The sequence below is a fragment of the Deinococcus betulae genome (assembly GCF_020166395.1).
GTDB classification, from domain to species: Bacteria; Deinococcota; Deinococci; order Deinococcales; family Deinococcaceae; genus Deinococcus; species Deinococcus betulae.
In genome coordinates, this window is record NZ_JAIQXU010000012.1 from 21843 (window position 1) to 48288 (window position 26446).

The 26446-nt window shown below is 66.6% G+C and carries 21 protein-coding genes; 14 read left to right on the top strand and 7 right to left on the bottom strand.

The features are described from left to right. Positions 1–30: 30 nt before the first annotated feature. The 4 genes from K7W42_RS10580 to K7W42_RS10595 all read right to left on the bottom strand — a co-directional run bounded on the left by K7W42_RS10580 (position 31) and on the right by K7W42_RS10595 (position 5439). Positions 31–1170, bottom strand: coding sequence for an AI-2E family transporter (locus tag K7W42_RS10580; RefSeq protein WP_224574506.1), 1140 nt, complete (start codon positions 1168–1170; stop codon positions 31–33). A 308-nt stretch (positions 1171–1478) separates the two neighbouring features. Further along, positions 1479–2435, bottom strand: coding sequence for a RodZ domain-containing protein (locus tag K7W42_RS10585; protein WP_224574507.1), 957 nt, complete (start codon positions 2433–2435; stop codon positions 1479–1481). A gap of 113 nt (positions 2436–2548) precedes the next feature. Further along, positions 2549–3463: an ABC transporter permease gene (locus K7W42_RS10590; protein ID WP_157458778.1), complete on the bottom strand. Its 915-nt coding sequence runs from the start codon at positions 3461–3463 to the stop codon at positions 2549–2551. Further along, complete coding sequence (locus K7W42_RS10595) at positions 3463–5439, bottom strand: ABC transporter permease (RefSeq protein ID WP_224574508.1); 1977 nt, start codon at positions 5437–5439, stop codon at positions 3463–3465. The genes K7W42_RS10590 and K7W42_RS10595 overlap by 1 nt, the downstream gene beginning before the upstream one ends. 99 nt (positions 5440–5538) lie before the next feature. On the opposite strand from K7W42_RS10595, the gene ndk reads away from it, so the two are divergent. Beyond that, positions 5539–5955 (top strand): nucleoside-diphosphate kinase, encoded by a 417-nt coding sequence (ndk, locus tag K7W42_RS10600; RefSeq protein ID WP_224574651.1) that lies wholly within the window; start codon positions 5539–5541, stop codon positions 5953–5955. Between the two features lie 245 nt (positions 5956–6200). Continuing rightward, positions 6201–7238, top strand: coding sequence for a GGDEF domain-containing protein (locus K7W42_RS23265; RefSeq protein ID WP_224574509.1), 1038 nt, complete (start codon positions 6201–6203; stop codon positions 7236–7238). 36 nt (positions 7239–7274) lie between these two features. Here the strand turns inward: K7W42_RS23265 and K7W42_RS10610 are convergent, their stop codons facing one another. After that, positions 7275–7751, bottom strand: coding sequence for a DUF5641 domain-containing protein (locus tag K7W42_RS10610; protein WP_224574510.1), 477 nt, complete (start codon positions 7749–7751; stop codon positions 7275–7277). 56 nt (positions 7752–7807) lie between these two features. Between K7W42_RS10610 and K7W42_RS10615 the strand changes: the two genes are divergently transcribed. Both K7W42_RS10615 and K7W42_RS10620 read left to right on the top strand, forming a co-directional pair. Continuing rightward, entirely contained in the window at positions 7808–8341 is a 534-nt protein-coding gene (locus K7W42_RS10615; protein WP_224574511.1) for a GrpB family protein, read from the top strand. Positions 8342–8359: 18 nt separating this feature from the next. Then, positions 8360–8680, top strand: a complete 321-nt coding sequence (locus K7W42_RS10620; protein WP_224574512.1) for a hypothetical protein — start codon at positions 8360–8362, stop codon at positions 8678–8680. A gap of 169 nt (positions 8681–8849) precedes the next feature. Here the strand turns inward: K7W42_RS10620 and K7W42_RS10625 are convergent, their stop codons facing one another. Continuing rightward, positions 8850–9197: a type II toxin-antitoxin system CcdA family antitoxin gene (locus K7W42_RS10625; RefSeq protein ID WP_224574513.1), complete on the bottom strand. Its 348-nt coding sequence runs from the start codon at positions 9195–9197 to the stop codon at positions 8850–8852. A 95-nt stretch (positions 9198–9292) separates the two neighbouring features. Here K7W42_RS10625 and K7W42_RS10630 point away from each other — a divergent pair, with 95 nt between their 5' ends. Next, complete coding sequence (locus tag K7W42_RS10630; protein WP_224574514.1) at positions 9293–10087, top strand: nitroreductase family protein; 795 nt, start codon at positions 9293–9295, stop codon at positions 10085–10087. Between the two features lie 362 nt (positions 10088–10449). Further along, positions 10450–11574: a BON domain-containing protein gene (locus tag K7W42_RS10635; protein ID WP_224574515.1), complete on the top strand. Its 1125-nt coding sequence runs from the start codon at positions 10450–10452 to the stop codon at positions 11572–11574. A gap of 176 nt (positions 11575–11750) precedes the next feature. Here K7W42_RS10635 and K7W42_RS10640 read toward each other — a convergent pair whose 3' ends face one another. Next, positions 11751–13439, bottom strand: coding sequence for a long-chain fatty acid--CoA ligase (locus K7W42_RS10640; protein ID WP_224574517.1), 1689 nt, complete (start codon positions 13437–13439; stop codon positions 11751–11753). Between the two features lie 368 nt (positions 13440–13807). Here K7W42_RS10640 and K7W42_RS10645 point away from each other — a divergent pair, with 368 nt between their 5' ends. The 8 genes from K7W42_RS10645 to K7W42_RS10680 all read left to right on the top strand — a co-directional run bounded on the left by K7W42_RS10645 (position 13808) and on the right by K7W42_RS10680 (position 26349). Next, positions 13808–14881, top strand: a complete 1074-nt coding sequence (locus K7W42_RS10645; protein ID WP_224574518.1) for an aminopeptidase — start codon at positions 13808–13810, stop codon at positions 14879–14881. A 279-nt stretch (positions 14882–15160) separates the two neighbouring features. Beyond that, positions 15161–17002 (top strand): phosphotransferase, encoded by a 1842-nt coding sequence (locus K7W42_RS10650; protein WP_224574520.1) that lies wholly within the window; start codon positions 15161–15163, stop codon positions 17000–17002. Between the two features lie 473 nt (positions 17003–17475). Continuing rightward, the gene (locus K7W42_RS10655) at positions 17476–18060 is read left to right on the top strand and encodes a class I SAM-dependent methyltransferase (protein WP_224574523.1); all 585 of its coding nucleotides are present in this window, start codon (positions 17476–17478) and stop codon (positions 18058–18060) included. A 621-nt stretch (positions 18061–18681) separates the two neighbouring features. Then, positions 18682–20826, top strand: coding sequence for a glycogen debranching protein GlgX (gene glgX / locus K7W42_RS10660; RefSeq protein ID WP_224574525.1), 2145 nt, complete (start codon positions 18682–18684; stop codon positions 20824–20826). Positions 20827–20991: 165 nt separating this feature from the next. Then, positions 20992–22176 (top strand): DUF885 domain-containing protein, encoded by a 1185-nt coding sequence (locus tag K7W42_RS10665; protein ID WP_224574527.1) that lies wholly within the window; start codon positions 20992–20994, stop codon positions 22174–22176. Between the two features lie 11 nt (positions 22177–22187). Then, positions 22188–24128 carry a serine/threonine-protein kinase gene (locus K7W42_RS10670; protein WP_157458766.1) on the top strand — a complete coding sequence of 647 codons (1941 nt, stop codon included), beginning with the start codon at positions 22188–22190 and terminating at the stop codon, positions 24126–24128. A gap of 312 nt (positions 24129–24440) precedes the next feature. Next, entirely contained in the window at positions 24441–24734 is a 294-nt protein-coding gene (locus K7W42_RS10675; protein ID WP_157458765.1) for a Sec-independent protein translocase subunit TatA/TatB, read from the top strand. An 82-nt stretch (positions 24735–24816) separates the two neighbouring features. Then, complete coding sequence (locus K7W42_RS10680) at positions 24817–26349, top strand: YifB family Mg chelatase-like AAA ATPase (RefSeq protein WP_224574529.1); 1533 nt, start codon at positions 24817–24819, stop codon at positions 26347–26349. Positions 26350–26446: the final 97 nt, after the last annotated feature.

A 26446-nucleotide genomic window follows, 5' to 3' on the forward strand; every position in this document is an offset into this window, starting at 1 on the left:
ATCTGCGCCCCTTTTCTTCTCTTGGCCCTGCTATGGCCCTTCGGTATAGATGCGGCTGGGAAAGTAGTAGCGGTGCAGGGCCAGTTTGCCCAGGGCCACTGTGGGGACTGCCAGCAGCGCCCCGGCAAAGCCCAGCAGAGAGGCGCCGATCAGAATGGCCACCAGGACGGTGATGGGGTGTAGGTCGGTGGTCTTGCTAAGGATGTATGGGCTCAGGAAATTGCCCTCAATCTGGTTGGCGGCCACGAAGACCACAATCACAAAGACAATTTTGAGTAGGGCGCCGGGCATGGTCAGGGCCAGCAAGATGGCTGGTGTGGCCCCAATGACCGGCCCCAGGTACGGCACGATGTTAAACACGCCCGCCAGAAAGCCAATGGCCGCTGCGCTGGGAATGCCCACCAGCGTCAGACCCAGCCACACGAACACGCCGATAAACAGGGCAATCAGCAGCTGCCCGCGCACGTAGCCGCCCACTGCCGTGCCGGTCAGTTCACTGAATTCCAGGACGCGCGGCTGCCAGGGGCGCGGGAAGATGCCCAGCAGCGCGGCGTTAACGCGGCTGTAGTCCAGCATCAGGTAGATGCTCATCAGCAGAATCAGGAGCAGCTGGCCCACCACGCCGCCGATGGACAGCAGGCTGTTCAGGACCGTGCCTGTCGAGTTCAGCGCCCGCTGCAAGATAGGCACGATGTTCTGGCCGATATTCTGCACGTAGGCTTGGGAAGCGGTAATCAGCCGCTCACGGGCATCGTCCAGGCCCGGTACGCCCCGGTCGGTCAGCCAAGAGGTCAGGCGGTCCAGCGAGTCGCCCAGCGTCCCGATCTGTTCGGGCAGGCGCTGAATCAGCGTAATCAGCTGGGCCGAAATGGTCGCCAGCAGCACCCCGGCCAGACTGAGCAGAGCCACAAAGATAAGAATCACAAAAAAGACGCCCAGGCCCCGCTTGACCCGGCCTCTTTCCAGCCAGTTGAGCAGCGGATTGGCCAGGTAGGCGATTAAAAAGGCCACTGCGAAGTCCACCAGGATGCTGCGGACCTGACCTGCAAATCGGTAGAGCAGGTAGAGGGCCATCCCAAACACCACCAGCCGGACCCAGGGGTTGCGCCAGGCGTACTGAAAGGCGTTGAGAGGCGGCGAGGAGGTCAGGGGAGGGGGGCGCCGGGTCACAGTGTGTTCACTGTACGGCAGCTGAGGCCCTGAAGCCGGCTGAGTCTGAGGCCGCCAGCATTAGGGTGATCTTGATGAGTCACCTGCTTCATCGGCCGCGCTGATTTTCGTGCCTATGTCAGTCTTCCATTGCATTGGTAGGAGGACAGCGTCACCGGCTATTTCACGATAGGTGCTGTCTGGTCGCACAGACTCTCTCCGTCCCCAACGCCCCTGAGGATTGGCTCTGCTGCCTCCTGCGGTCACCCCTTCGTTTACCCCAGAGCCGTTGAGTACAGCGGTCCCCTCCACGGCTCTGATGCCCACTCTCAGAACCTGCGGGTCACGACCTGTCCGGTCTGTCCCATCGGGGCTGCTTTGGCGCCTGCCACACTTACCTGCACCGCCGCCGCATTTCCGGTGCGAATGGTCACGCCAGAGGCAAAGCCCTTGACCGTGCCGGCCGCCGGAATGCCCTCAAACACTACGCGCCCCTGCGCGTCGGTCACGCGGGTCCATGACGCGCCGGAAAAGGTCACGGTCACGGCGGCGGTGGGGGCCGGCTTGGACGACGCGCCAGCCTCTGCAGCAGGGGGAGCCGCCTGAGCGGTGGCCTGAGGTTTCGGGACGCTCAGATCAGTCAGCGTGCTGCGGCCGGCGTTGCCTGGGGCCAGGGTGGCCCGCAGGTTGCGGCTGCGGGTGAGCGTCACCGCCTCTTTGAGGGGGGCGCGGCCGGTGTACTCGACCCGGAGCTGCGCCCGCTCGCGCGCCTGCACCGGGAAGGAGCGCACAGGGGTGGGTCCCAGGTCGCGGTTGTCCAGGTAGACACGCGCTCCGCTGGGCACACTGCTGACCGTGAGGCGCACCAGAACGGAGGTTTGAACGGCGGGTTGAGGGGGCGCCGTGACGGTCACCGTGGGGGCCGGCCGCAAGGCCAGATAGGCGGTCACCCCGCCGGCCAGCAGCGCCGCCCCGGCCAGCCCGATCAGCGCCCAGCGCCTCACGGGGGACGGGCGGCGCTGGGCCAGCACGGGGGGCCGCTCCGGCCGGTTGATGGCCGGGGCCTGCCGGTCAAAGTCGGCCAGCAGTGGGGCAGCATCCAGAACCAGCTCGCGGGCGTAGCGTTGCAGGTAGGAGCGCACGAAGGGCCGCTCGGGCAGCAGGTGAAACTGGCCGTCTTCCAGAGCGCGCAGGTAATCGCCGCGAATCTTGGTGGCCAGCGCCAGCTCCTGCACGGTGCGGCCCTGGGCCTCTCTGGCCTGTTTCAGTGCGCTGCCAAACCCCATGCGCCTACCCTACACGCTGCGCGCAGGGCGTGTCTGTGCCCGATTCTGCGTCGGGCCGGTAAAGCACGACCCCCCGCCCTGTGGAGGCGGGGGCTCAGGCGTAGGGGTGAATCTTAGCCGTCGTAGGGGCGGCCCAGCGCCTTGGGCGCGCGGCTGCGGCCTGTAAAGATGAGGGCCAGAATCGTAATCAGGTAGGGCAGGGCGCTGACCAGCGTAGGGGGGAGCAGGTCGGTGCCGCCCAGCGCGATAGACAGCGCCTGCAAGAAGCCGAACAGGAGGGTGGCGGCCAACACGCCAAGCGGTTTCCACTGCCCGAAAATCAGGGCGGCCAGGGCGATGAAGCCCGCCCCCGCGCTGATGTTGCGCACATACGAATCTAGGTTGCCGATGCTAAGGAAGGCGCCGGCCGTGCCTGCCAGCATCCCCGAAAGAATGACGGCGCTGTAGCGCATGCGGGCCACGTTGACGCCCATGCTGGCGGCGGCGCCTGGCTGCTCACCCGTGGCGCGCAGGCGCAGGCCGTAAGGCGTGCGGTAGACGACGTACCATGTCAGCGCGACTGCCAGGAAGGCGAAGTACACAGGGGGCGAGAAACGCAGCTCGCCAAAGCCCCAGAGCGGCAGGGCGCTGGCAACTTTGGGACTCTCGTTGGACACGCCGTACAGCGCGGTGAGCAGCACGGCGGGCACGCCCGTCGCCAGCAGGTTAATGGCCGTGCCGCTGATGACCTGGTCGGCGCGGTAGCGGATGCTCAGGACGGCGTGAATCCAGGCAATCAGGCCGCCGGTCAGGAGGCCAGCCACCCAGCCCAGCCACGGCGCGGCGGCGCCCACACTGCCTTCTAACAACTGCGTGGTGACGGCCGCCGCCAGGGCGCCGAAGATAATCAGACCTTCCAGAGCGATGTTGACCACGCCGGCGCGCTCGCTGAACAGGCCGCCCAGGGCCGTCAGCAGCAGCGGGACCACGCTGCGGATAAAAGTGGCCAGAAAGGCCGTCGTCAGAAGCTGTGCGAACAGGCCGTCCATTACTTGCCCCCTTCACGCGTGTTGTCTTCGCTGGCCTGCCCTACGTTGGGCAGCGGGGTGCCGCGCTCTAAGTGAGCGGCCGAGGGAGAAAGGGCGGCGGCAGCGGGTGCCGTGCCCGTCTCGGCGGCGGCCACCAGGGCCGGCGGGGGTGGGTCGGTCACCCGGCGACTCAGGAAGCCGCCCGCCGCAATAAACAGCACGATCAGGGCCTTGAGGACAGTCACGATGTCGCTGTTGACCTTTTCCAGCTTGGTGGTGACATTCACGCCGCCGGTGTCGATGGTGCCGAACAGCACGCTGGCCGCGACCACGCCGGCCGGGGTGCTCTGGCCCATCAGCGCCACGGCAATGCCGTCAAAGCCCACGTTGACGGGCATGTTGCCGCGCAGACGGTACTGGTCCAGCGCCCCACCGTTGACGTAGTGGGTGCCCGCCAGACCGGCAAACATGCCGGCAATCGTCATGGCCAGGATGGTGTTGCGGGCCACGCTGATGCCGCCGTATTCGGCCGCTTTGGGCGACAGGCCCACCGCGCGCAGGGCGTAGCCCGCCGAGGTGCGCCACATCAGGGTGCCGAACAGGGCCACACACACCAGTGCGATCAGGAAGGCGCCGTTGAGCTGACTGCCCACGATGTTCACCGGAATGCCGATGCGCCAGGTCACGGCTCCCAGCAGCAGCGCGGCGCCGGCCGCAATCAGGCTGCGGTTCTTGTTGCGCCGCAAGGCCAGGCGCGCGCCCACAAAGGCGGCCAGCGCGACCAGCAGCCCAATGCTTAGGGCCACCGTGCCGTTCTGGCCCACATTCAGCACCTCCAGCAGAGGGCGCAGCTGGGCCTGCGACTGAATTAGTTCGCTTTCGGGATTGGAGCCCTCGGCCTTGAAGGGCAGCGAGTAGGTCTTGCCCAGGAACGGAAAGGAATCGTTGCCGATCATGAAGATGAAAATCGCTGAGGCGATGTAATTCAGCATGATGGTGTTGATGACTTCGCTGGAGCCGAAGCGCGCCTTGAGCAGGCCTGGAATGGCCCCCCACAGCGCCCCGCCGGCGGCGGCGGCCAGCACGCTCAGGGCCAGCAGGAAAAAGCCCAGCTCGGCCGGACCGTAGACGCCCACCAGCATGGCGGCGATGGCGCCCATCGTCAGCTGCCCCGGCGCGCCGATGTTAAAGAGGCCAGTGCGGAAGGCAAAGGCCACCGAGAGGCCCGTGAAGATGAGCGGGGTGGCCAGCTTCAAGCTGTCCAGCAGGGGATTGAGGGAGGTCACGGGTGCAAACAGCGAGGAGTACACGAAGTAGATCAGGTCGCTCTTGGCCAGCCAGCCGCCCCACAGGCTCAGGGGCGCGCCGCTGATGTTGACCGCCGGCTGCACCCCCAGCACCACCAGGGCGCCCACCACGATGGCCAGGCCAATGGCGGTCAGGGGCACCAGCAGGCTGCGCAGGCGGTTAAAGGCTTCCCACCACCAGCGCTGGGCGCTCAGGCCGGCGCCCGCCGCAATCAGGCCGGCCAGGGCCGGCAGAAACAGCCCCAGGTTCATGCCGCCGCTGGCGTAGAAGTTGCGCAGCTGCCGCTTGGCCCCGGCGCGCAGGGCGGTGTCGTTCAGGACGCGCGCGGTTTCGTTGTCCAGGGCGCCGCCCAGCGTGACCACCGCCGCCACGACAGTCACCACGCTGAGCAGCGCGGTGATCCAGAACCAGCGGGCGCGGCGCCACGCGCCGAACAGGGTGGCGGCCAGCAGGATCAGTGTGGCCCAGGCCAGGGGAAGGACGGTGCCGGTGGGGGGCAAAGGGGCCTGCTGGTTTCCCGTCAGGTTCAGGACCGAGCCGCTCAGATGAAGCAGGATGGCGTCGGCGTTAAAGCCCCGGCCCAGCGTGGCCAGTGGGGTCAGCAGCAGCCCCAGAATGGCGGCCGTGCAGGCGACCAGGGCAATGCGGGCCGCCACGCCGGACGGGTGAGAAGGAGAATCGTGCGTCACTTTCTTAGTGTACCGGGTGCCGGCACGCTTCCGGTCACGGCCAGCGGGGGCGTCTGGGGGAAAGAAGGGGCGCGGGCGTTTGCTATGCTGCGCGGTGCTATGGAACGAACTTTTGCCATGATTAAGCCCGACGGCGTGCGCCGTGGCCTGACCCCCGAGATCCTGAAGCGCCTTCAGCACAAGGGCTACCGCATCGTGGGCCTCAAGCAGATGACCATCGCCCGCGAAACCGCCGAGGCCCACTACGGCGAACACAAGGAGCGCCCCTTCTTCGGGGAACTGGTGGATTTCATCACGGGTGGCCCCGTGGTCGCCATCGCCCTGGAAGGCGAGAATGCCATCGCCGGCTGGCGCGCCATGATGGGTGCCACCAACCCCGCCAACGCCGCGCCCGGCACCATTCGCGCCGACTTTGCCACCACCACCGGCGAGAACGTGACCCACGGCAGCGACAGCAGTGACAGCGCCGCGCGCGAACTGGCCCTGTTCTTCAAAGACGGCGAACTGCTCGCCTAAGGCTCCCATTGTCTGCCGCCGCGCCGGGCCTGTGTGCCGGGCGCGGCGGTCTTGTGTCTGGCCGCCCCCATCAGGGGCAGGGGGATGGGCGGTTCTGGCGGCTGGCCAGATGCACTACTATGCAGGGCACAGACATTGAGGATTGGGCAGGGCGCGGAGCAGGACACCACTCGGAGCGTGATGGGCAGAGAAGAGCAACAGCCTCAGGCAGACGGTGCGCGGCCGGTGTGGCCTGGCGTGGGCGCGTGACGGCGGATTCACTGCCCCGGCGCCTGCACCGCAGCCGGCTTTTTGCCGTCACGACCGTCAGCCTGGCGTACATGGCCTACGCGCTGCTGACGGCGGTCATTGACCCGCCCGGCGCCTTTCCAGCGGCGTTCGACGTGCCCAAATACTGGGCGGCGCTGCTGGCGCTGGCCACCCTGGTGGGCGTGCTGCTGTTCACGGCTTACCTGCGGCGCATCTACATGGTGACTTCACTGGGTTACCTGCTGGTGGCGCTGGTCGAGATTCCGCGCGCCGTGGCCTGGGGCGAGATGCCCATGCACCTGACCCTGTGGCTGATGATGAACGTGCTGGTGTCGTACGTGGTGTTCGGCTCTCGCTACGGCACCTGGCTCAACGGCATGGCCATTACGGTCATGCTGGTCAGTGTGGTGGTCAACGGCCCGATTGCGGCGCCCAATCTGGTGGACTGGGTGACCGCCAGTATCGTCATGGCCTCCACGGGACTGATCGGCTTTGTGCTGGTTTCGTTTATCGAGAACAACCTGGTGCGTCACCGGGAAGACAACGAGCGGCTGCGCGCCGCGCGGATGGACGCCGTCACTGAGGTCCTGGGCCGGGGCGCCATCGAGGAAGAACTGGAGCGCGCCGCCCAGCACGCCGCGCAGGCCCGCACGCCCCTGAGTATCATCATGACCGATATAGACCACTTCAAGCGGGTCAATGACGATCATGGCCACGCCACAGGCGACGATGTGCTGCGCGCCACGGCCAAACGCCTGCGCCGCAGCGTCAGCGGGTCAGGCGGCTTGGTGGGCCGCTGGGGCGGCGAGGAATTTATTGTCCTGCTGCCGGGCGTGGCCAGAACCGACGCCATGAAGGTCGCCGAGCGGCTGCGCAGTGAGGTCAGCGCCGAGGCAGTGGCTGGGCTGCATATCACCGCCAGCTTTGGCGTGGCGGCCATGCGCGGAGCGCACGACTCGATAGACGAGCTGTTCAGCCGCGCCGACAGCGCCCTGTATCACGCCAAACGCGCGGGCCGGAACGTGGTGCGCTGATAAGCCAGGGGGCTTTACCTGCCTGGCCCACTTCTTTTATCGCCGCTGAAAGGCCGGCAGCAGCGCGGGCTCGTTCTGGGTGACGTAGCCGCGGGTCAGGACGCGCATTCCCTCCTTGGCCGGAAGAATGAGGGCGTCGGCCAGGCGAGAGGTCGCGGCTGGGCGCAGCGCCTCACCGCTGGGGGTCTGGACATGCACGGCGTCCTCACCGGCCAGCGCCTGCGCGGTAAACCGGGGCGCGCGAATCTCCAGCATCCAGCTCAAGGGGCGGGCGTCGCTGTCGTAAATCACCACCACCTGTTCCGCATCCAGCGGGGGCCGCTCGGTCCAGGTGGTGCGCCGCTGACCCGCCGGAATCCGTTCACGCTGGTCGGCCTGGGCGTCGTAAGCCCCGGTGGCGGTAAACAATGTGCGCGACACCAGGTCGCGGCCGCCGGCCGTGTCCGGGCGACAGGCGCTGAGGCTTAGCAGCGCGGCCAGGGCGCAGGTCAGGCGGGCAGAGGCGGGGCGCATGGCATTCAAGGTACAGCGGCGCCCTGAGGGCATCTGTCATGGCCTACCCTGGAGCCATGACCCTGGGGCTTAGGCGCGGCTTGGTGCAATTACGGCCCTCCTCACCGGCATACCCAACACTGTTTGCGGCCGAGCGGGAGCGGGTGGCGCAGGCCCTGGGCCCTCTGGCGCTGGAGACTAAGTATGTGGGCAGAACCAGTGTGCCGGGTATGGTCGCCAAGCCGGTGCTGGACCTCGCGGTGGCCGTTGCTAGGGCAGGCCAGATGCCGCAGTGCCGAGGCTCTCTGACCCGGTTGGGCTCCACCTTCCGGGGCGACCCAGCCGGCCAGGGGGAAGCCTTCTACGCCCTGGGGCCAGACGACGCGCGCACCCACTATCTGCACCTTCTGCCCATCACGCACCTGCACTGGCGGGCGTATCTGGTCTTCCGGAGCGCCCTGCGGGCCGATCCGGAGCTGCGGGGCGCCTACGCCGACCTCAAGCAGGCGCTGGCCAGGGCGCACCCAGAGGCGCGCACCGAGTACACCGCGCGCAAAGGGGAATTCATTGAAGGGGTGTTGCGGCAGGCGGAGACAACTGCGGCCCCCTGACGTGCCACCATGCCTGTCATGTCGCCCCACCACCTGGCCCTGCTGCTGACCGGCGCGCTGCTGCTGGCGCTGCTGGCCCTCGGGGTACAGCTGCAACGGGGTCACCGTCTGGGCCGGGCGCGCTGGCTGCACCACGCGCTGTTTTTTGCGGTGTGCGTGGGCACGGCTCTGAGTGGGACGCTGGCGGTCCTCTCTGGGGCCTTTGGCTGGGCCTTGCTGCCGGCGCTGGCCCTGCTGCTGACCATGCCGCGCACCCGGCCAGGGCGCGCCGACCACTGGCAGCGGGCGCTGGCCTGTGCCGCCGCGTTTGCTGTGGGCGTCTGGGGGGCGTGGGGCTAGACGGGTCTTTTCTATGTTAACCGTCCGAGCAAGTATTAGTTGGCTTCCTCGGCATCGGGCTGCCGCTTGGCCCACGTTGCTGCGCATCCAGATCAGTTCCAGGCAGGGTCAGCTTGTCAGGCGTGATGTCTGGCAGCGGTCGAAAAGAAAAGATGCCTCCCCAACGGCCTCAGCCATCGTTTGCGGCCTCATCCTGAAGGGCTGCCTTGGTCTTTAGTGGCCGCACTGGACTCAGGACCTCCTCACCGGCCACCCCGTAGGCCTCTGTCAGCGGCTGACCGATGCTGTGGGCAAACCAGATGCGCATGGCCGCCTTGGCTTCGGCCAGGTCCCGCTCGCCTCTCTCTGCCTGATCGAGCAGCGGCATCAGCGGCTGGGTGGTCTGCAAAAAGCGGGCCAGCTGGATTTCCACGAAGGCGCTCATATTCATTTCCATCGCGGTGAACACACGCCGGGCTTCCCGGTACAGGTCGGGGTCAATCGTCAGGTTCAGGCGGGCCTTGGTGGTCTTTCCCATCTGTATATTATACAGATAGCATCTGTATGCTTGGATGAGAGCAATGGGTTTTGGCTGGCCGGTAGAGTAGGGAAGTGGCTGCTAGCCTGACCCGCATGAACCTGATAGACGGCATGCTGGCCCGGCGCACCACCAACGGCCCCTTTCGGCCGGACCCGGTGAGCCACGACCACCAGCACCTGCTGATGCGCGTGGCGCAGGCTGCACCCAGCCACTTCAACAGTCAGCCCTGGCGCTTTGTGCTGATTGAGGACCCCCAAACCATCGCCCAGGTAGCGGCGCTGGCGGGCCAGAGCATGACCGAACTGATCGAGGCCGGGGTGTTCTTCGAGCGCTACCGCCGCTACTTCCGCTTTTCCGAGGTCGAGATGCAGACGCGGCGCGACGGCATTCATATTGACCACCTGCCCGGGCCTCTGCGGCCCTTTACCCGTCAGGTTTTCAGCGACGCGGGTCTGAAGCTGATGCGGCAGCTGGGCGTGCCCAAAAAGCTGGGCGAGGACAACCGCAAACTGGTGGCCGGAAGTCCGCTGCTGCTGGCCGCCCTGCTGGACCGCGGCGAGTACCGCCCCGGCGAACTGAGTGGGTTTTACTCGGTGTTTGGCCTGGGGGCCGCGGTGGAAAATGTCTGGAATGCGGTGGGCGAACTGGGCATGGGGATTCAGTTTGTCAGCACCCCTATGGAGATCCCGCGCCACTGGCAGGCGCTAGGCGAGCTGCTGCGCGTGCCGGACGACCTGGAGCTGATGGCAGTCTACCGCCTGGGCTACCTGCCCCAGGAGCAAGCGCGCCCCAGCATTGACTGGAGCAGCCGTCACCGCAAGCGCCTGGACCAGTTCGTGTACCGGGACACCTGTGCCCAACCAGAGCAGGAGACTGCGGCTCCTTAAAGCAAACTCCAGCGACGTTCAGAGGGGTCAGCCCCTCGGCGGCGCCGGAGCAAGTGGCCTGGCTGGCCAGGCTCTGGGCTCAGGCCGCAGGCGACGTGGCCTTGATGGTTGTGCGTTCCGGTCATCCTTGCAGTGAAGGACCGCTCTCAAAGCTGCTCCGCAGGGAGTAGCTCCAATCTCTGCCTTGTCCAAAGCTCAATGAAGGTCGGCGGCCCGGCCTTTTAGTGAGGTGTCATCTGGCGCTCTGAACTGGTGGTCATCATCGGAGATGTCAACGTAAGCCAGCGGCCGCCCGGTCCGCCAGATGGAATCCCCCACGGGGGACCTGGACTGCTGCGTTTCTTCCCCACCGGAGGAGAGCTATGACCCGTTTCCGTGATGACCGTTTTGATGACCGCCGTGACGACCGTCAGCCGATGTACCGGGCAGATGGAGGCCGGGACCAACAAGACTCTGGCGACAACTTCCGCTCGGAGCGTTCCCGCCAGGACACCTACGCCGACCAGTCGGGGCGCGCCTACGAGGGCCGCCTGAGCAGCGGGGCGCAGGGTTACCGCGACCAGGGCACACAGGGGTACATGGACCGTGGTCAGGATGACCGCTTTGGCTCCGGCCATGACCGCTACGGCAGCCAGGGCGAGTACGGCGCGCAGAGCGGTTACGGCGGCCAGGGCCAAGGCGCACAGGGCTACGGCCAGCAGGGGCAGTACGGTATGGCCCGCTCGGGCGACCTGTACGGCCAGCAGAGTGGCGGCCAGTTTGGGCAGTACGGTTCTCAGGGCAACTGGCGCGGCGCCAGCGACATGGGGCAGACCAGCGGCGGCTACCTCCAGTACGGGCGTGACCCGTCTCGCCAGGACCTCTACCGTCAGGATCAGGGCTTCATGGGTGGCCGTGACAGTTATCAGTCCGGCATGGCCTACAGCGGCCGTGACGGAGGCTTAGGTCAGCAGGGCCGGGGCGGCTGGAGTAACGATCAGGGCCAGATGGGCAGCGACCGCCTGGGCAATGACCGCAGCAGTGGTCAGCTGTGGGGGCAGGGCGCCGATTATGGCGGCGCAGGCATGAGTGGTGGGTCTGGAGGCCAGCAGAGCTACCGTGGCCGTGGCCCCAAAGGCTACACCCGCAGCGACGACCGCATCAGGGAAGCCGTGAATGACGCTCTTGAAGACCATCACGGACTGGACGCCAGTGAGATTGAGGTGCAGGTCAAAGACGGTGAGGTGACCCTCACGGGCACGGTGTCTGACCGCATGCAAAAGCGGATTGCCGAGGACTGTCTGGACGGCCTGCGCGGCGTGAAGGATATTCACAACCAGCTGCGCGTGCAGGCGCCAACGGGTCAGGGCCACCAGCGTGATCAGCCCCAGGGCAATCAGACCCAGAGTGCTCAGACGCAAGGCACGAATGCGACTTCGGGCACCACCGCCATCAGCGCCCAGACCAAGCCGGGCACCGACACCACGTCTGGAACGCACCGCAGCTGAAACGGAACTAGAGTTGGGCTGAGTCAAGACGACTATGTGTAGAACCCGGAGAGCTTTTGCCTCCGGGTTCTCGCTCTGAATTGAATTGAGGCTGCTCGAAAGGCCGCCTTCATGCCCTCGCGGTGCCGCCAGCAACTCCCACCTAACGGGGTAGGGCCATCTGGCGCCTGAAGGCTTTACTGCCGCTCAGGCGCGCTTTCCGTCTGTGCAGCGCTGTGGCCGCGGTACTGCTCGCGCAGTTCCCGTTTCAGGAATTTACCGGTGGCCCCAATGGGCAGGCTCTCGGCCATCACGGTGGCGTCGGGGAGCCACCAGCGGGCAAACTTCGGGGCAATAAAATCCACTAGTTCGGCGTGGGTCACGCTCTGGCCCTCTCTGGGCACCACCACGGCCAGGGGCCGTTCGTCCCATTTGGGGTGGTCCATGGCAATCACGGCGCACTGTGCCACGGCGGGGTGGGCCATGATGGCGTTTTCCAGGTCCACCGAGCTGATCCACTCGCCGCCCGACTTGATCAGGTCCTTGGCGCGGTCCTGAATGTGCATGTAGCCGCGGTCATCCAGCGTGGCGATGTCGCCCGTGTCAAACCACAGCTGCCCGTCTATCTCGAAGAAATTGCTCTGGCCCTCGCCCTTGAAGTAGGCGTTGGCCACCCAGGGGCCACGAATAATCAGGCGGCCCATCGTCTGGCCGTCGTGGGGCAATGGCTGACCGGCCTCGTCAATCAGGCCCAGTTCAATCAGGGGCACAGGGCGGCCCTGCTTGGCGCGCAGGGCAAAGCCCTCGTCGCTGGTGGGGTCTACCCCCACGGGCACGCCGCTGGCCGTGCCCAGCGGGTGGGTTTCGGTCATGCCCCAGGCCTGAAGCATATCCAGCTTGTGCCGCTGGAAAGCGCGAATCATGCTCTCGGGCGCGGCGCTGCCGCCCACGACCAGGCGCTCCAGCCCTGACAGCTGGTACGGCTCGCCGGCCGCTGCGGCGCGGTCCAGTTCGGCCAGCAGACCCATCCAGATGGTCGGCACGCCCGCCGTGATGGTCACGGCCTCGTCCTGCAGCAGCGTGGCCACCGTGCGGCCGTCGCTAAAGACCCCGGCGTAGACCTGCTTGGCGCCATACAGCGCGCAGGTGTATGGCAGACCCCAGGCGTTCACATGGAACATCGGCACAATCGGCAGCACGCTGTCGCGCTCGCCGACGTTCAGGGCGTCTTTGGGCGCGCTGACAATCGAGTGCAGCACCGTCGAGCGGTGGGTGTAGATCACGCCCTTGGGGTTCCCGGTGGTGCCGCTGGTGTAACACATGGCCGCCGCGTCGTGTTCGTTCAGGTCGGGGTAGCGCGCCAGCGGCTCGCTGCCCATCACAAAGGTGTCGTAATCCTGCACACCAGGCAGCGGAATCGGCTGCGGCGTCGGCCCCAGAATCAGGATGTGTTCCAGGCGGGGGCAGGCGGCCTTGATGGTCGGAATCATGGCCGCAAAGACGTTCTCAATGAGCAGCACCCGGTCCTCGGCGTGGTTCAGAATCCAGCCAATCTGCTCGGGGTGCAGGCGGATGTTGACGGTGTGCAGCACCAGTCCGGCGCTGGGCACGCCCAGGTAGGCTTCCAGGTGCCGGAACGAGTTCACGGCCAGCGTGGCCACCCGGTCACCCTTTTGGAGCCCCAGACCCAGCAGGCCGCCCGCCAGACGCCGCGCGCGGTCGGCCACCTGGCCGTAGGTGGTGCGGTGCTTGTGGGCAATGGGGTTGCCAGCCTCGTCGCGGCCCGCCACCAGCAGGCTCACGACCTCGCGCGGGGCGTACTGGGTGCGAATGCGCTCCAGAATGGTGGGAACGGTCAGCTGCGTGTCCATCATGGTGCCGTGCATGGGTCTCCTTTGGGGGCGGGCGGCGGCGCCAGCCGGGGTGGCTGGGCCGGTGGACCGCTCGACTGTGAATGCGGGAAGTATAGGCAATAGAGGCCCTGCGCTGGGGCCAAAGAGGCCAGGGGCGGCGCAGAGCGGCGGGCGGCTGTGACGGGAAGGGCTGCCCGGCGACAGGCGAGCCAGCATAGGTCAAATCCATGCTGACAGTGACCCAGGCGCCGGAACTCAGGCCAACGGAGAGGCGTGAAGTGGATTCCCTGGCCACCTGCTGGGGCGCGGTCGTCTGAATAGGTCGTGGCCGCCACGACCAGCATCAGCCTGGAAGCGAGAGCCGCCAGCGCTTCAGGCTCGTCCTGCCCTAGACTCCGGGCATGACCTCCCGAAGTCTGGCCGCGCTGGCCCTGGTGCTGGTCCCTGCCTTAAGTGGCTGCGCGGACCTGGCGTATCTGACCCAGGCGGCGGGCGGGCAGCTGGACCTGCTGCGCCGCGCCCGCCCGCTGGAGACAGCGCTGGCCGACCCCAGCCTCAGTGCGGCCACCCGGCGCAAGTTGCAACTGGCGGCCGACGCGCGCGCCTTTGCCGTGCGCCCTGAAGACGAGGGCGGGCTGGGCCTCCCTGACCACGGCAGTTTCCGCAAGTATGTGGATGTGGGGCGGCCCGCTGTCGTCTGGAATGTCTTTTCGGCTTCGGAGTTCAGCGTGGTGCTCGACACCGCCTGCTTTCCGGTGGCGGGCTGCGTGGCCTACCGGGGGTACTTCCGCGAAGCCGATGCCCAGGCCGACGCCAGCAGGCGGCGCGCGGCAGGCCGCGACGTGAGTGTGGGAGGTGTCAGCGCCTATTCCACCCTGGGTTACCTGAAAGACCCGCTGCTCTCCACCATGCTGGTTTACCCCGACCACACCCTGATTCGCACGGTGATTCATGAACTGTCGCATCCCAGCGTGTACGTGCCGGGCGACACGGTGTTTAACGAGTCATATGCCACGGCCGTCGAAGAAGAAGGCATGCGGCGCTGGCTGGCGGCCCACGGCACCCCCGAGCTGCGGGAGGCCGACCGCCTGGCTGGGCAGCGGCAGGAGGGCTTCGAGACCCTGCTGCTGGCCGCCCGCGCCGACCTGGAGCGGCTGTATGCTGCGAGTGACCTGACCGACGAGCAGCGGCGTGCCCGCAAAGCCGAGGTGCTGCGCGGCCTGAACGAACGGTACGCGGCCCTGAAAACCGAGTGGGGCGGCTACGCCGGTTACGACGCCTACTTTGCGCGGGGCGTCAACAACGCTTCTCTGGGGGCTGTGGCCGCCTACGCGACCCTGGTGCCGGATTTTCAGGCGCTGCTGGCGAGGGTCGGGGGACATCTTCCGGCCTTCGTGGAAGCGGCGCGGGCCTGCGGGAAGCGCCCTCAGCCCGAGCGGGCACCCTGCCTGCGCGGCGAGACGACGGCCCCGTGATTGAACAGAGGTCATTCCTACTCAGGCACGGTTCAGACGACGGCCAAGGCTAGAGTTGAAGCGGCTGGTAGACAATGCATTCTTTCTCGCTGGTGGCAGGCTGCACGGCGATAACGGCAGGCTTCTCGCGTTGTATAGGTGCTCCTATTGATCACGACAGAAGTTGGAGCTGGTCCTACAGAGCTGGAATCCTCACCAGCCGGGTTAACCTCTGTCTTGGAAGGCTCGTAGGCCACCCAGCGGACGCCGGTGGAAGGGATGTCCCCCTACACTCGCCCCGTGACCCTCAAACCTGAATACACGCCCTCGGAGGCTGCCGCCATCCTGCAGACCACCTGCGGGTTGACCGTGACTGACGTCCAGCCACTTGCAGGCGGTCACTTCTCGCAAGCATTCGGGTTCGAGGCAGACGGCCGACGCCTGGTGGCCCGCTTCGGGACTCAGGACGCCGCCTACCGGAAAGATGCGTACGCTGGAGCAACGTTCGCCAGGGTTCTCCCCGTTCCCCGCGTACTTCAGATCAGTGCATTCCAGGGCGGGACCGTCGCCGTCAGCGAGCGAGCCCCGGGCCGGATGATGTCCGAATATTCGAATGACTTTCTCGCGCAGTTCCAGCCAGCCCGGCTGGAACTGCTGGCCTCCCTCGCACAGGTAGACGTATCCACCACGACCGGCTACGGCTGGTTTGACCACCAGGGGCAGGGCGGATTTTCCTCCTGGCACGCGTTTCTCGCGGCCATCATGGACCCCTGCGAGGACGGCTTCTACGCCGACTGGCACAGCCTGTTCGGTGGACCCCTGCTCGACCGCGTCTTCTTTGAGCAGGTGTACGCCCAGGTCATGCGCATGGCCCGCTACCTGCCCGAAGTGCGCGGTCTCGTTCACAACGACCTCAGCCGGGAGAACGTCCTCATGGACGGCACGCACATCACGGGCGTGATCGATTGGGCCAATGCCCTCTACGGCGATCCGGTCTACGAGGCGGCCAAAGCCAACTGGCGGTCCGGCGGCGAATGGGCCGGGGCCCTCCAGCTCCGGTTCAGCGCCTGGCCCGACTACAAGTGGCGCTTACTGACGTATACCCTGCATGTTGGGCTGGATGACCTGCGCTTCTACGCTCGGATCGGCGAGGCTGGTGGCGCAGCACGAACGGCAGACTACCTGCGCCACTTCTCGGTCCTCGCGACCCAACTGGAGGAAGAGCGGGCCTCCTGGTCCTGGGACACCGTCTCAACGGGAGGCGAGCGCGCCGATGCGGACCACGACGCAGCGCTGGGAGATCTAGTGTTCATACGTACCGCCCTTGCTGTGCAACTCGCAGAGGTGGCTCTGGCGGCCCCTGTGTCCGGACACGCCGTGTTGGTCAACCGGAGCGACCGCACGGTGGTCCGAGTGGAGTCTGCCCGAGGCCCTTTCGTGGTCAAACTGGACACGGTCGGTGACGGCCTCACCCGGGAGGCGGAGGCGCGCGAGTACTTGCGGACCTATGGCGTCCTCATAAATCCCCCTACGGCCGGGCCGTCCGGTGAACCGGCTTGGGTGGTGCTGCCCTGGGTGGAGGGTGAGGCGCTGAGCTCGTCCACGCCCGTGCAGGCCCAGCGGAAGGTCGGCGCCCTGCTGGCCCGGATCCATGCCCTGCCTGGAGGCCGCCCCCCACCGCAAAACCAGACCTGGGCCGAGTGGATGCTGGGGTGGGTGCGACACGCGCTGGCGTACTGGCAGGCCTCGGGTGCGGCGCCCGAGAACGTGGGGGGCCGCTTGAGTCGCTGGTGGCAGGGGATTGAGCCTCTGCTGCGCGCTCGCGGTCACCACCTGATCCTGTTCGACGGCAAACCGGAGCACCTGATCGTCACGTCGGCGGGAGAGCTGGAGCTGATCGATGTCGAGGACCTGCGTGCGGGAGACGGGCTGATGGACCTCGCGGTCATTGCCCTTCACGAACCGGAGGTGCTCCAGGGTGTCCTGGAGGGCTACGCGTCCCTCTCTACGGATGAGAAGGCCGTGTTGGCGTTCTACCAGGTACTTCGGGCGCTCGCCGCCGCCGAGTGGGATGAATCGAGGCTCACGGGCGAACGTCGCGATCACTTTCTACAGCTGGCGTCACGGTACCTGCCCACCTGAGGGAGAAGCACCGAGGGCAGCGACAGCTCATATGTAAGGTCGTGCCCTGGTCACCGGGGCCCATCGTGGTTAAGGAAGCAGGTGCGATTGGTTACTGCGGCCTGTGGTTTGCACTGGTCAAGCCATTCTGTTTCGTATATCAGGCCGGACTTATGTCGTTATCAATAAATCGTAGTGCCACTGGGTCTGACCCAGTGCAGCCTCTTAGAGCAGGCCCGAACCCTACAGGCCTAGAGCTGGCTTTTCTCAAGGTCTCTCTGGCGCTGCACCGCTTTTCCGACAAAGATAAATAATTTCTAAGATCGCTTGATGGACCTCGCTCAACGGCACGGCATTAGATTGTGAGGGCATCACAAAGAAGAGCTCCAGGTGCGGTCGGCGGGAACTCTGCCCGCTGCTTGGCTTCTCTTGCCGTTGTTCAGACCAGCAGAACAGGTCCATCAGCCTGGGTCGTCATCTTGAAAGGAGTCACTATGGTTCGTCTCAATGTGGGCTGCGGCCGCACCATTTTACCCGGCTGGCTGAATCTGGATATTCAACACCTCCCTGGTGTGGACGTGGTTGCTGACCTTGAAGCTTGCCGCACCACGCCTCTGCCCCTGGAAGACGAGTCCGTGGATGAATTCCTGCTCTCGCACGTCATCGAACACATCCGCGATTCGCTGGCCATGATGCAGGAGCTGTACCGGGTGGCCACGCCAGGAGCCCGGATGGTCATTCGCGTTCCCCATGGGGCCAGCGATGACGCCTTTGAAGACCCGACCCACGTGCGCCAGTTCTTCCAGCAGAGCTTCGGGTATTTTTCTCAGCCGTATTACTGGCGGGCGGACTACGGCTACTGTGGAGACTGGGAAGTCGAGCAAATCCAGCTGTTTGTCAGGCAAGCAGACTGGCCAGACACCACGCGAGTGTCGCCCACCGACATGCTCCACAGAATCAACCGGGAACGGAATCTGGTGACTGAGATGGTGGCCACCCTGTACCCTGTCAAACCCATGCGGCAACCGCTGCGCGACTTGCAGCAGGTGCCCACCATCATCATCCAGCACACAGAATGATGCCTGACTAGGGTTTGCATGTGATTGACCACCTGCTCTGGCCTGTGTGTGCCGTCTGCCAGGCGACTTCCCCTCTTAGCTTGAGCTGCTCAGCATCAACAGCATAGAGGCTTGCACCTTTAAGAGGATTCAGCCGGAAAGGGCCATTGTTCTTGGCAGCAGAAGGCGTTCATAGTTCTCTGTGAACGTCTTCACTGCCTCTGCTTGCTGGTGCTAGAGGCGTTATCAATTCCACTGATTGACACGGCAGCCCCACCTCTCTGGAGGCTGGTTCCAATACCCCCAGCCATCACATCGCTCCCTTTGAGTGGAGTGTTTGCCGGTAGGGACAGGGTCTCTGTCTTTCTCCACAACTCGTCACATCTGCTGTGGTGTACCTACGAACAACTTGGCCATTTGGGGTATAGCCCCAAAGCGGCAAATCCCCTCATTCACCCCATGAGGTCCGTGAGAACCTTCTTGACCGTCACTTGGCTTTGTGCCGATGTTCTGGAGTCACCTGCGCCCCATCTGGTAGCGTTTCCAGCATCCAGAGCGGTGCAAGTGGCCCCGTTGAACTTGGCCCACCGCTTTACCCTGCCCTCACCTCACGCCGCCCCCTGACAAGGAGTCTGTCTTTTCATGACCACCCTGATTGCGCCGCCCACCCCTGTGCCCATGCGCCCTGGCCGCCCCTACCCGCTGGGCGCCACCTGGGACGGCAAGGGCACCAACTTTGCCCTGTACTCCGAGAACGCTTCTGGCGTGGAACTCTGCCTGTTTGATGCGGAGGGCACGGAAACCCGCGTGCCTTTGCGGGAGCAGACTGCCTTTGTGTGGCACGCCTACCTGCCCGCCGTGAGCCCAGGCCAGCACTACGGGTACCGCGTCCACGGCGAGTACGCCCCAGAGCGCGGCCTGCGCTTTAACCCCAACGTGGTGCTGCTGGACCCCTACGCCCGCGCGCTGGACGGCACCGAGCAGTTTGACCGGGGCGTGTTTGGGTATGTCATGGGCGGCGACGACAGTGTGCAAGAAGAGCAGGAGCAGCGCGGCGCGCCCCTGGGCATCGTGACAAATGACAGAGCCTTTGACTGGCAGGGCGACGAGCGGCCCGGCGTCCCCTTTCACCAATCGGTGATTTACGAGGCGCATGTCAAGGGCCTGACCATGACCCACCCAGGGGTTCCCGAAGAGCTGCGCGGCACCTACGCAGGCGTGGCCACCGAGCCAGTGCTGACCTACCTAAAAGACCTGGGCATCACGGCCATCGAGTTCATGCCGGTGCATCAGCATGTAGACGACCCTTTCTTGCTGGACAAGGGTCTGACGAACTACTGGGGCTACTCCACACTGTCCTTTTTCGCGCCGGACGTGCGCTACTCCGCTGAGGCCCGCAAAGGTAACCCAGCTGGCGCTGTAGACGAATTCAAGGCCATGGTGCGGGCGCTGCACGCCGCCGGCATCGAGGTCATTCTGGACGTGGTCTACAACCACACCGCTGAGGGCAACCATCTGGGGCCCACCATGTCCTTTAAGGGCATTGACAACCCCACCTATTACCGCCTGGTGGCCGAAGACCCCCGCTTTTACTTTGACTACACCGGCACGGGCAACAGCCTGAACGTGCGGCACCCCCAGACGCTGCAGCTCATTATGGATTCGCTGCGCTACTGGGTCACCGACATGCACGTGGACGGCTTCCGCTTTGACCTGGCCTCCACGCTGGCGCGCGGCCTGCACGAGGTCGACCAGCTCTCGGGGTTCTTCACGATCATTCACCAGGACCCGGTTATCGGCCAGGTCAAGCTGATTGCCGAACCCTGGGACGTGGGTGAGGGCGGCTATCAGGTGGGCAACTTCCCGGTGAACTGGGCCGAGTGGAACGGCATCTACCGCGACGACATGCGCGCCTTCTGGAAAGGGGAGGGCGGCCTGGCCAGCGAAATCGGTTACCGCCTGACCGGCTCGTCGGACCTCTACCAGAGTGACGGGCGTAAGCCCTCTGCCAGCATCAACTTTGTCACCGCCCACGACGGCTTTACCCTGCGTGACACCGTGACCTACGAGGGCAAGCACAACGAGGCCAACGGCGAGGGCAACAACGACGGTCACAACCACAACATCACTTGGAACTGTGGCGTCGAGGGCGAAACCGACGACGAGGCCATCAACAAGCTGCGCCAGCAGCAGATGCGCAATTTCCTGGCCACCCTCTTGCTGGGGCAGGGCACACCCATGCTGCTGGGCGGCGACGAATTTGGGCGCACCCAGGGCGGCAACAACAACGCCTACTGTCAGGACAACGCCATCAGCTGGTACGACTGGACCGCCATTGACGAAGACCTGCTGGCCTTCACCAAAAAGGCGATTGCGCTGCGTAAAGCCCATCCGAGCCTGCACCGCCGCAAGTTTTTCAGTGGGCGCAACATCCGTGGCGAAGACGTCCGCGACATCGTCTGGCTGCGCTTTGACGGTCAGGAAATGACCGATGAGGACTGGGGTAACCCCCAGACCCAGAGCATGGGCATCTTTCTGGACGGCGGCGGCCTGGACGACACCGACGAGAAAGGGCGGCCCCTGGTGGACGACCACCTGCTGCTGCTGCTCAGCGCCTCGCACGTTGATCTGGACTTCCGCCTGCCAGAGCTGGCCGGCTGCGAACAGTGGGAACTGCTGCTGGACACCACCGACGACCACGCAGGCGGCGCCGAAGCGGCGAGCACGGCGACCACCCTCGCGGCCCGCAGCGTCAAGCTGTACCGCTGTCAGAAGGTCGAAGAGTAGGGGAGAGTGGGTCTTGGGAAGTGGAGACCATCTGATGGGGTGAAGTGAGCCGTACGCGGAGCCCCTCTGGAAAGGTTCTGTTCAAAGCGCTTAACCCTTTGCTGACACTCAAAAAGAGCGGCGCCTGAGGTCCTGTCCCCTCGGCGCCGCATTATGCTGCCGGGCATGGACATCGCAGAGCGGTACATCCGGCTGGCCCACGCCATTGACGCGCATTCGGACGGCTTTATTGACGGGTATGCGGGGCCCGCCGAGTGGGCGGTGCGGGAAGCGCGGGAACCGCACGCCCTGCAAGACGAGGCCGCCGCCCTGCTGGATGCGGTGGCGGGCGTGGCCGACAAGGCTCGCCGCGCCTGGCTGACCGTTCAGGGGCGCGCCATGCACACCATGACTCGCTTGCTCGCTGGCGAGGCGCTGCCCTACGCCGATGAAGTGCGTGGTCTCTACGACATCGAGCCGCGCCGCGCTGACGAGGGCGAGTTACGCGCTGCCCTGGCTGAACTGGACGCGGCGCTGCCGGGCAGCGGCACCCTGCTGGAACGTGACGAGGCGCTGCGTGCCCGCGTGGCCGTCCCCAGAGACGACATTCTGCGCGTGGCCGACCCCATTCTGAACGAGCTGCGCGCCCGCGTTCAGGCGCAGTTTGGGCTGCCTGCCGGCGAGAATTTCCAGATCGGTCTGGTGCAGGACAAACCCTGGAGCGGCTACAACTGGCCACTGGGCAACCTGCAAAGCCGCATTGACATCAATACCGACCTGCCGGTGCTGCTGCCGGCCCTGCCTGACCTGATGGCCCATGAGGGCTATCCCGGCCACCACACCGAACACGCCACCAAAGAGCAGCGGCTGGTGAGGGAGCGCGGCTGGCACGAGCACGCCATTCAGCTCATCAATGCGCCCGAATGCGTGGTGTCAGAAGGCATCGCAGTGAACGCCCTGCGCGCGGTCATGTCGCGTGAGGAGGTCGAGGCGTGGCTGACCGGCGACCTGGCGGCGGTGGCTGGCCTGGACCCGGACGACGTGCGCGCCTTTCTGGCCGCCACCCGCGCCCGTGAGGGCCTGCGTGGGGTGAGCGGTGAGGCCGCCATGCGCCTGCACGCCGACGGGCAAAGCGAAGCCGAGGTGCTGGCGTTCCTGCAGGCCCACGTGCCGGCCAGCGAGGCCCGCGCTCGCCAGAGCCTGCGCTTTATCTCGCAGCCCAACTTCCGGGCTTATATCTTCACCTACAGCGTGGGCGGCGACCTGGTGCGCGGGGCCCTGAAGCGGGGCGGCGCCGAGGAGTACGTCCGCCTGCTGAGAGAACCGGTGACACCGGGGCAGCTGCGCGCGGCCGGGACCGCTGAGGGCTAAACTGCCCGCAGATGCCGCTGGACACCGGGTCACAGCTTGCTGGGCGCTACGACCTCCTGACCCTGCTGGGTGAGGGGGGCAGCGCCCGCGTGTTCCGCGCCAGCGACACCCTGCTTTCGCGCGACGTGGCCGTCAAGGTGCAGCACGCGCATGTGCCGCCCTCTGACCGCGAGCGCTTTTTGCGTGAGGTCCGCACCCTGGCCCGCCTGACCCACCCCGGCGTGGTGCCCGTGCTGGACCTGGGCATAGAACCCGAGGGGGGCCGGCCCTTTTTCACCATGCCGCTGATGACGGGCGGCCCGGTGACCGCACTGGGGCCTCTGGAAGACGCCCCGGCGCCGCTGGCCCGCTTCCTGACAGCGGCCGCCTTCGCCTCGCGGGCGCTGCACTTTGTCCACGAGCAGGGCATCACCCACCGCGACCTGACGCCGGGCAACATCCTGCTCGACGACGCGGGGCTGCCGCGCATCATGGATTTCGGGCTGGTGGCCCTGTCAGAGCAGACCCGGCACCTCACGCGCAGCGGCGTGACCCTGGGCACCCCGGCGTACATGGCCCCGGAACAGGCGCGCGGCATCGGGGTGGGGCCGCAAAGTGACCTGTACGCGCTGGGTGCTGTGCTGTACCGCGTCGCCTGCGGCAGTCCGCCCTTCATGGGCGACAGCGACCAGAGCGTGCTGTACCAGCATGTCTACGAGGCCCCCACCGACCCGCGCGACCTGAACCCAGCGGTGCCGGACGCGGTGGCGCGCGTGCTGCTGGCGCTGCTGGCCAAACGTGCGGAAGACCGCCCCGAAAGCGGCGAGGCCCTGGCCCACCTGTGGGCGCTGGCCCGGCGCGACGTGTGGACGGCCCACGCGCGCGGCCAGTACCGGGGTGGCCGGGCGCGCAGCGGCGAACACCCGGACGGCCCGGCCCAGGTCTCGCGCCTGCGCGAAGCCTGGAGCGTGCCCCTGCCCGGTGAGGTGACCTGGCCCGCCGCCGTGATGGGCGAGGGCGACCTGGTCGCCGTGGGAACGCGCGGCGGCCAGCTGGTGCTGACCCACGCCTCTGGGCGGCCCTTTGCCACCTACGCGGCGCGCGACGAGGTCACGGCCCCGCCCACCTTCCAGGGCGGGCACGTGCTGTTTGGGGCCTGGGACGGCACCTTGCGGCGGGTCAACCTGCACACGGGCGCCCAGGTGTGGCAGCATCAGGCCCGCGCCGAATTTACGGGCGCCCCGACCCTGTGGGGGGGGCAGGTGCTGGCCAGCAGCCGCGACGGTCACCTGTACGCCCTGGGGGCCCACAGCGGCGAACTGCGCTGGGCCTACCGCGCCGGCGGTCCGGTGGCCGCCAGTCCGGTGTTGTGGGCCGGCGCGGCCCTGATTTGCGATGAAAACGGCTGGCTGCACGCCCTGGACGCCCGCAGCGGCCACGCGCTCTGGAAGGTCGAGGTCGGCACGGTTCACGGCACCCCGGCCCTCTACCCTACCGCTCCCGGCGAGGCCACGCTGGTCGTGGCGACCTGGGAAGGTGAGGTGCATGCCCTCGCCCTCAGCGCCGCGTCGGGCCGCGTGGCGCTGCAGCCCGAGCCGACCCTCTGGTCCTACGATCTGGAAGATGAGGTCTGGGCCTCCCCGGCGCTCTCGGGTGGGGTAGCGGTGCTGGCCGGCTGGGGCGGCGAGGTCCGCGCGCTGCGCCTGGCGGACGGGGAAGACCTGTGGTCGCACCGGCTGGCGGGCCGCGTGACTGCCAGCCCGGTCATCAGCGCGGGCCTGGTCTTCCTGGCCTCGGAGGAAGGGCAGCTGTGCGCGCTGGACCTCCGCAGCGGCGCCGCGCGCTGGCAGCACCGCGAGGCGACGGGCGTGCAGGCCACCCCGCTGGCCGCCGACGGCACGCTGTACGTAGCCTTTATGAATGGGACTCTCCGGGCCTACCGAGCTGGGCCGGAGAGCACAGAAAGGGTCTGAAGGAAGGCGCAGCGGGACGAGAGGCTTCTTAAGTTGAGAGAAGGTCCCTGCTGCTTCTGTCACTGACACAGGAGATTCAAGCAGATTTGGCGGCAAGGCCCCGAAGTCAACAGTAGAAATAAGAGGATTTGCTCCTAGAGGCAGCCTCCCGGCCCTCCCGCTGTGGGTCTGTCCTCCCTGCCGTCGGTGCGATCTGGGGTGCCTGTTCCAACTCGCCTTTGCCCCCTCACTGACATTTCGTTTAACCCACGCGCCTACACTGGGGGCGTCCGGCTCCGTGCCCTGCGGCGCCCCACCCAAGGAGGAAGTCTCATGCCAAATATTGGCCCCGCTGAACTGATTGTGATTTTGCTGGTCGCCCTGGTGGTCTTCGGGCCGCGCAAACTGCCTGAACTGGGCAAGAGCCTGGGCGCGGGCCTGCGCGAATTTCGCCGCAGCACCCAGAACCTGAAAGAGGACTTTGAAGGCAGTGTGCGCGACACGCCCCCCGCCCCGGTGCAGACCATTGCGCCGGCCCCGGCCGCCAGTCAGGCCGCGCAACCTGCTGCTCAGGCTGCCGTGCCCGCTGACGCGGTGGCGGTGCCCACCAGCAGCGACCCCCGCTAAGGGCTCTCCCGCTTCGCCGTCTCTGTCAGCCGCACTTGCGGCGGCAGGGGCGGCGATCAGCTGTTAGCCTGCCAGCTGTGAAGTGTCTGACGATCTTGGGGCGCCCCTGATGCTGGCCCGCGCCCGCAGCGTGGCCCTGATTGGCGTGGACGCCGTGCCCGTCGAGGTTGAGGTCGATGTATCGCCGGGCCTGCCGGCTTTTGCCATCGTGGGGTTGCCGGACCAGGCTGTCAGCGAGGCCAGAGAGCGGGTGCGGGCGGCCATTCGCAATGCGGGCCTGCCTTTTCCAGCGGCCCGCATCACCGTCAATCTGGCGCCCGCTGATCTGAGGAAAGAGGGGCCGCTGTACGACCTGCCCATCGCCCTGGGGCTGCTGGCGGCTCAGGAGCTGTTACCGGCGGCCGCGCTGGACCGCACCCTGATGGCCGGCGAACTCGCCCTGGACGGCAGCCTGCGCCCCATCGCCGGAGCGGTCAATCTCGCCTTACTGGCAAGCGACCTGAACCTCAGTGCCCTGCTGCCAGCAGGCAATGCCCCGGAAGCCGCGCTCATTGAGGGCGTGCCGATTTTTGGCGCCCGTCACCTCATGGACGCGGTGCGGCACCTCAGCGGCGAGGCCGTCCTGACGCCCGCCGATCCCCCAGCCCCGGACGCCCCCGAGACAGCCCACCTGGACCTGGCCGACCTCAAAGGCCAGGCGGGGGCCCGCCGCGCGCTGGAGATTGCGCTGGCAGGGGGCCATAACCTCCTGCTGGTGGGGTCTCCAGGCAGCGGCAAGACCATGCTGGCGCGGCGGGCGCCGGGACTTCTGCCGCCCCTGACCCGCGCCGAGGCGCTGGAAGTCACGCGCATTCACTCGGCGGCGGGCCTGCTGACGGCGCGGGGCCGCCTGAATCTGGCTGCGCCGTACCGCTCGCCTCACCACACCGTTTCGGACGTGGGCCTGATTGGCGGAGGCAGCGTGCCGCGCCCCGGTGAGGTCAGCCTGGCCCACCGCGGCCTCCTCTTTCTCGACGAATTCCCAGAATTCTCGCGCAAGGCGCTGGAAAGTCTCCGCCAGCCTCTTGAGGACGGCACGGTCTCTATCAGCCGGGCGCGGGCCAGCGTGCAGTATCCGGCGCGGTTTCAGCTGATCGGGGCCATGAACCCGTGCCCCTGCGGCTTTCAGTCTGACCCTGAAAAGCCGTGTGTCTGTACGCCCGCCCAGCGAACCCGCTACGCCGCGCGCCTGAGTGGGCCGCTGCTGGACCGCCTGGACCTGCTGGTGAGGGTTCCCCGGCTGACGGTGGACGAACTGACCCGCGCCCCGGAGCCCGAGCCTTCGGCGCCAGTGCGGGCGCGCATTCTGGCGGCGCGGGACCGGATGCAGGGCCGTCAGGGCGGGCGCAACGCCGATTTGACCGGGCAGGCCTTGCGGCAGGCAGCGCCACTGGCCCCTGGGCCCCAGGCGTTTGCCCAAGCCGCCGCGCGGCAACTGGGCCTGACCGGACGCGGCTTTGACCGGGTGCTGCGTGTGGCGCGCACCGTGGCTGACCTAGCTGGCAGCGACGACATCCGGGAAGCACACCTCGCCGAAGCGGTGACCTATCGGCCCCGCGACCTGATGGCTGGCTAGGGGTCTGCTGACGGGCAACGTTGACAGCTCAGAGCGGCGGCCGATCCCTCCCTGAAGCCAGAAACATCCCTCAAGGTCGCCTACGCCGCTGTCTCTA

What these genes read in the sequence shown, in the direction of transcription:
- K7W42_RS10585 (WP_224574507.1), bottom strand. Translation starts at nt 2,435, where the DNA reads ATGGGGTTTGGCAGCGCACTGAAACAGGCCAGAGAGGCCCAGGGCCGC.
- K7W42_RS10590 (WP_157458778.1), bottom strand. Translation starts at nt 3,463, where the DNA reads ATGGACGGCCTGTTCGCACAGCTTCTGACGACGGCCTTTCTGGCCACT.
- ndk (WP_224574651.1), top strand. Translation starts at nt 5,539, where the DNA reads ATGGAACGAACTTTTGCCATGATTAAGCCCGACGGCGTGCGCCGTGGC.
- K7W42_RS10610 (WP_224574510.1), bottom strand. Translation starts at nt 7,751, where the DNA reads ATGCGCCCCGCCTCTGCCCGCCTGACCTGCGCCCTGGCCGCGCTGCTA.
- K7W42_RS10615 (WP_224574511.1), top strand. Translation starts at nt 7,808, where the DNA reads ATGACCCTGGGGCTTAGGCGCGGCTTGGTGCAATTACGGCCCTCCTCA.
- K7W42_RS10620 (WP_224574512.1), top strand. Translation starts at nt 8,360, where the DNA reads ATGTCGCCCCACCACCTGGCCCTGCTGCTGACCGGCGCGCTGCTGCTG.
- K7W42_RS10625 (WP_224574513.1), bottom strand. Translation starts at nt 9,197, where the DNA reads ATGGGAAAGACCACCAAGGCCCGCCTGAACCTGACGATTGACCCCGAC.
- K7W42_RS10630 (WP_224574514.1), top strand. Translation starts at nt 9,293, where the DNA reads ATGAACCTGATAGACGGCATGCTGGCCCGGCGCACCACCAACGGCCCC.
- K7W42_RS10635 (WP_224574515.1), top strand. Translation starts at nt 10,450, where the DNA reads ATGACCCGTTTCCGTGATGACCGTTTTGATGACCGCCGTGACGACCGT.
- K7W42_RS10640 (WP_224574517.1), bottom strand. Translation starts at nt 13,439, where the DNA reads ATGCACGGCACCATGATGGACACGCAGCTGACCGTTCCCACCATTCTG.
- K7W42_RS10645 (WP_224574518.1), top strand. Translation starts at nt 13,808, where the DNA reads ATGACCTCCCGAAGTCTGGCCGCGCTGGCCCTGGTGCTGGTCCCTGCC.
- K7W42_RS10655 (WP_224574523.1), top strand. Translation starts at nt 17,476, where the DNA reads ATGGTTCGTCTCAATGTGGGCTGCGGCCGCACCATTTTACCCGGCTGG.
- glgX (WP_224574525.1), top strand. Translation starts at nt 18,682, where the DNA reads ATGACCACCCTGATTGCGCCGCCCACCCCTGTGCCCATGCGCCCTGGC.
- K7W42_RS10665 (WP_224574527.1), top strand. Translation starts at nt 20,992, where the DNA reads ATGGACATCGCAGAGCGGTACATCCGGCTGGCCCACGCCATTGACGCG.
- K7W42_RS10670 (WP_157458766.1), top strand. Translation starts at nt 22,188, where the DNA reads ATGCCGCTGGACACCGGGTCACAGCTTGCTGGGCGCTACGACCTCCTG.
- K7W42_RS10675 (WP_157458765.1), top strand. Translation starts at nt 24,441, where the DNA reads ATGCCAAATATTGGCCCCGCTGAACTGATTGTGATTTTGCTGGTCGCC.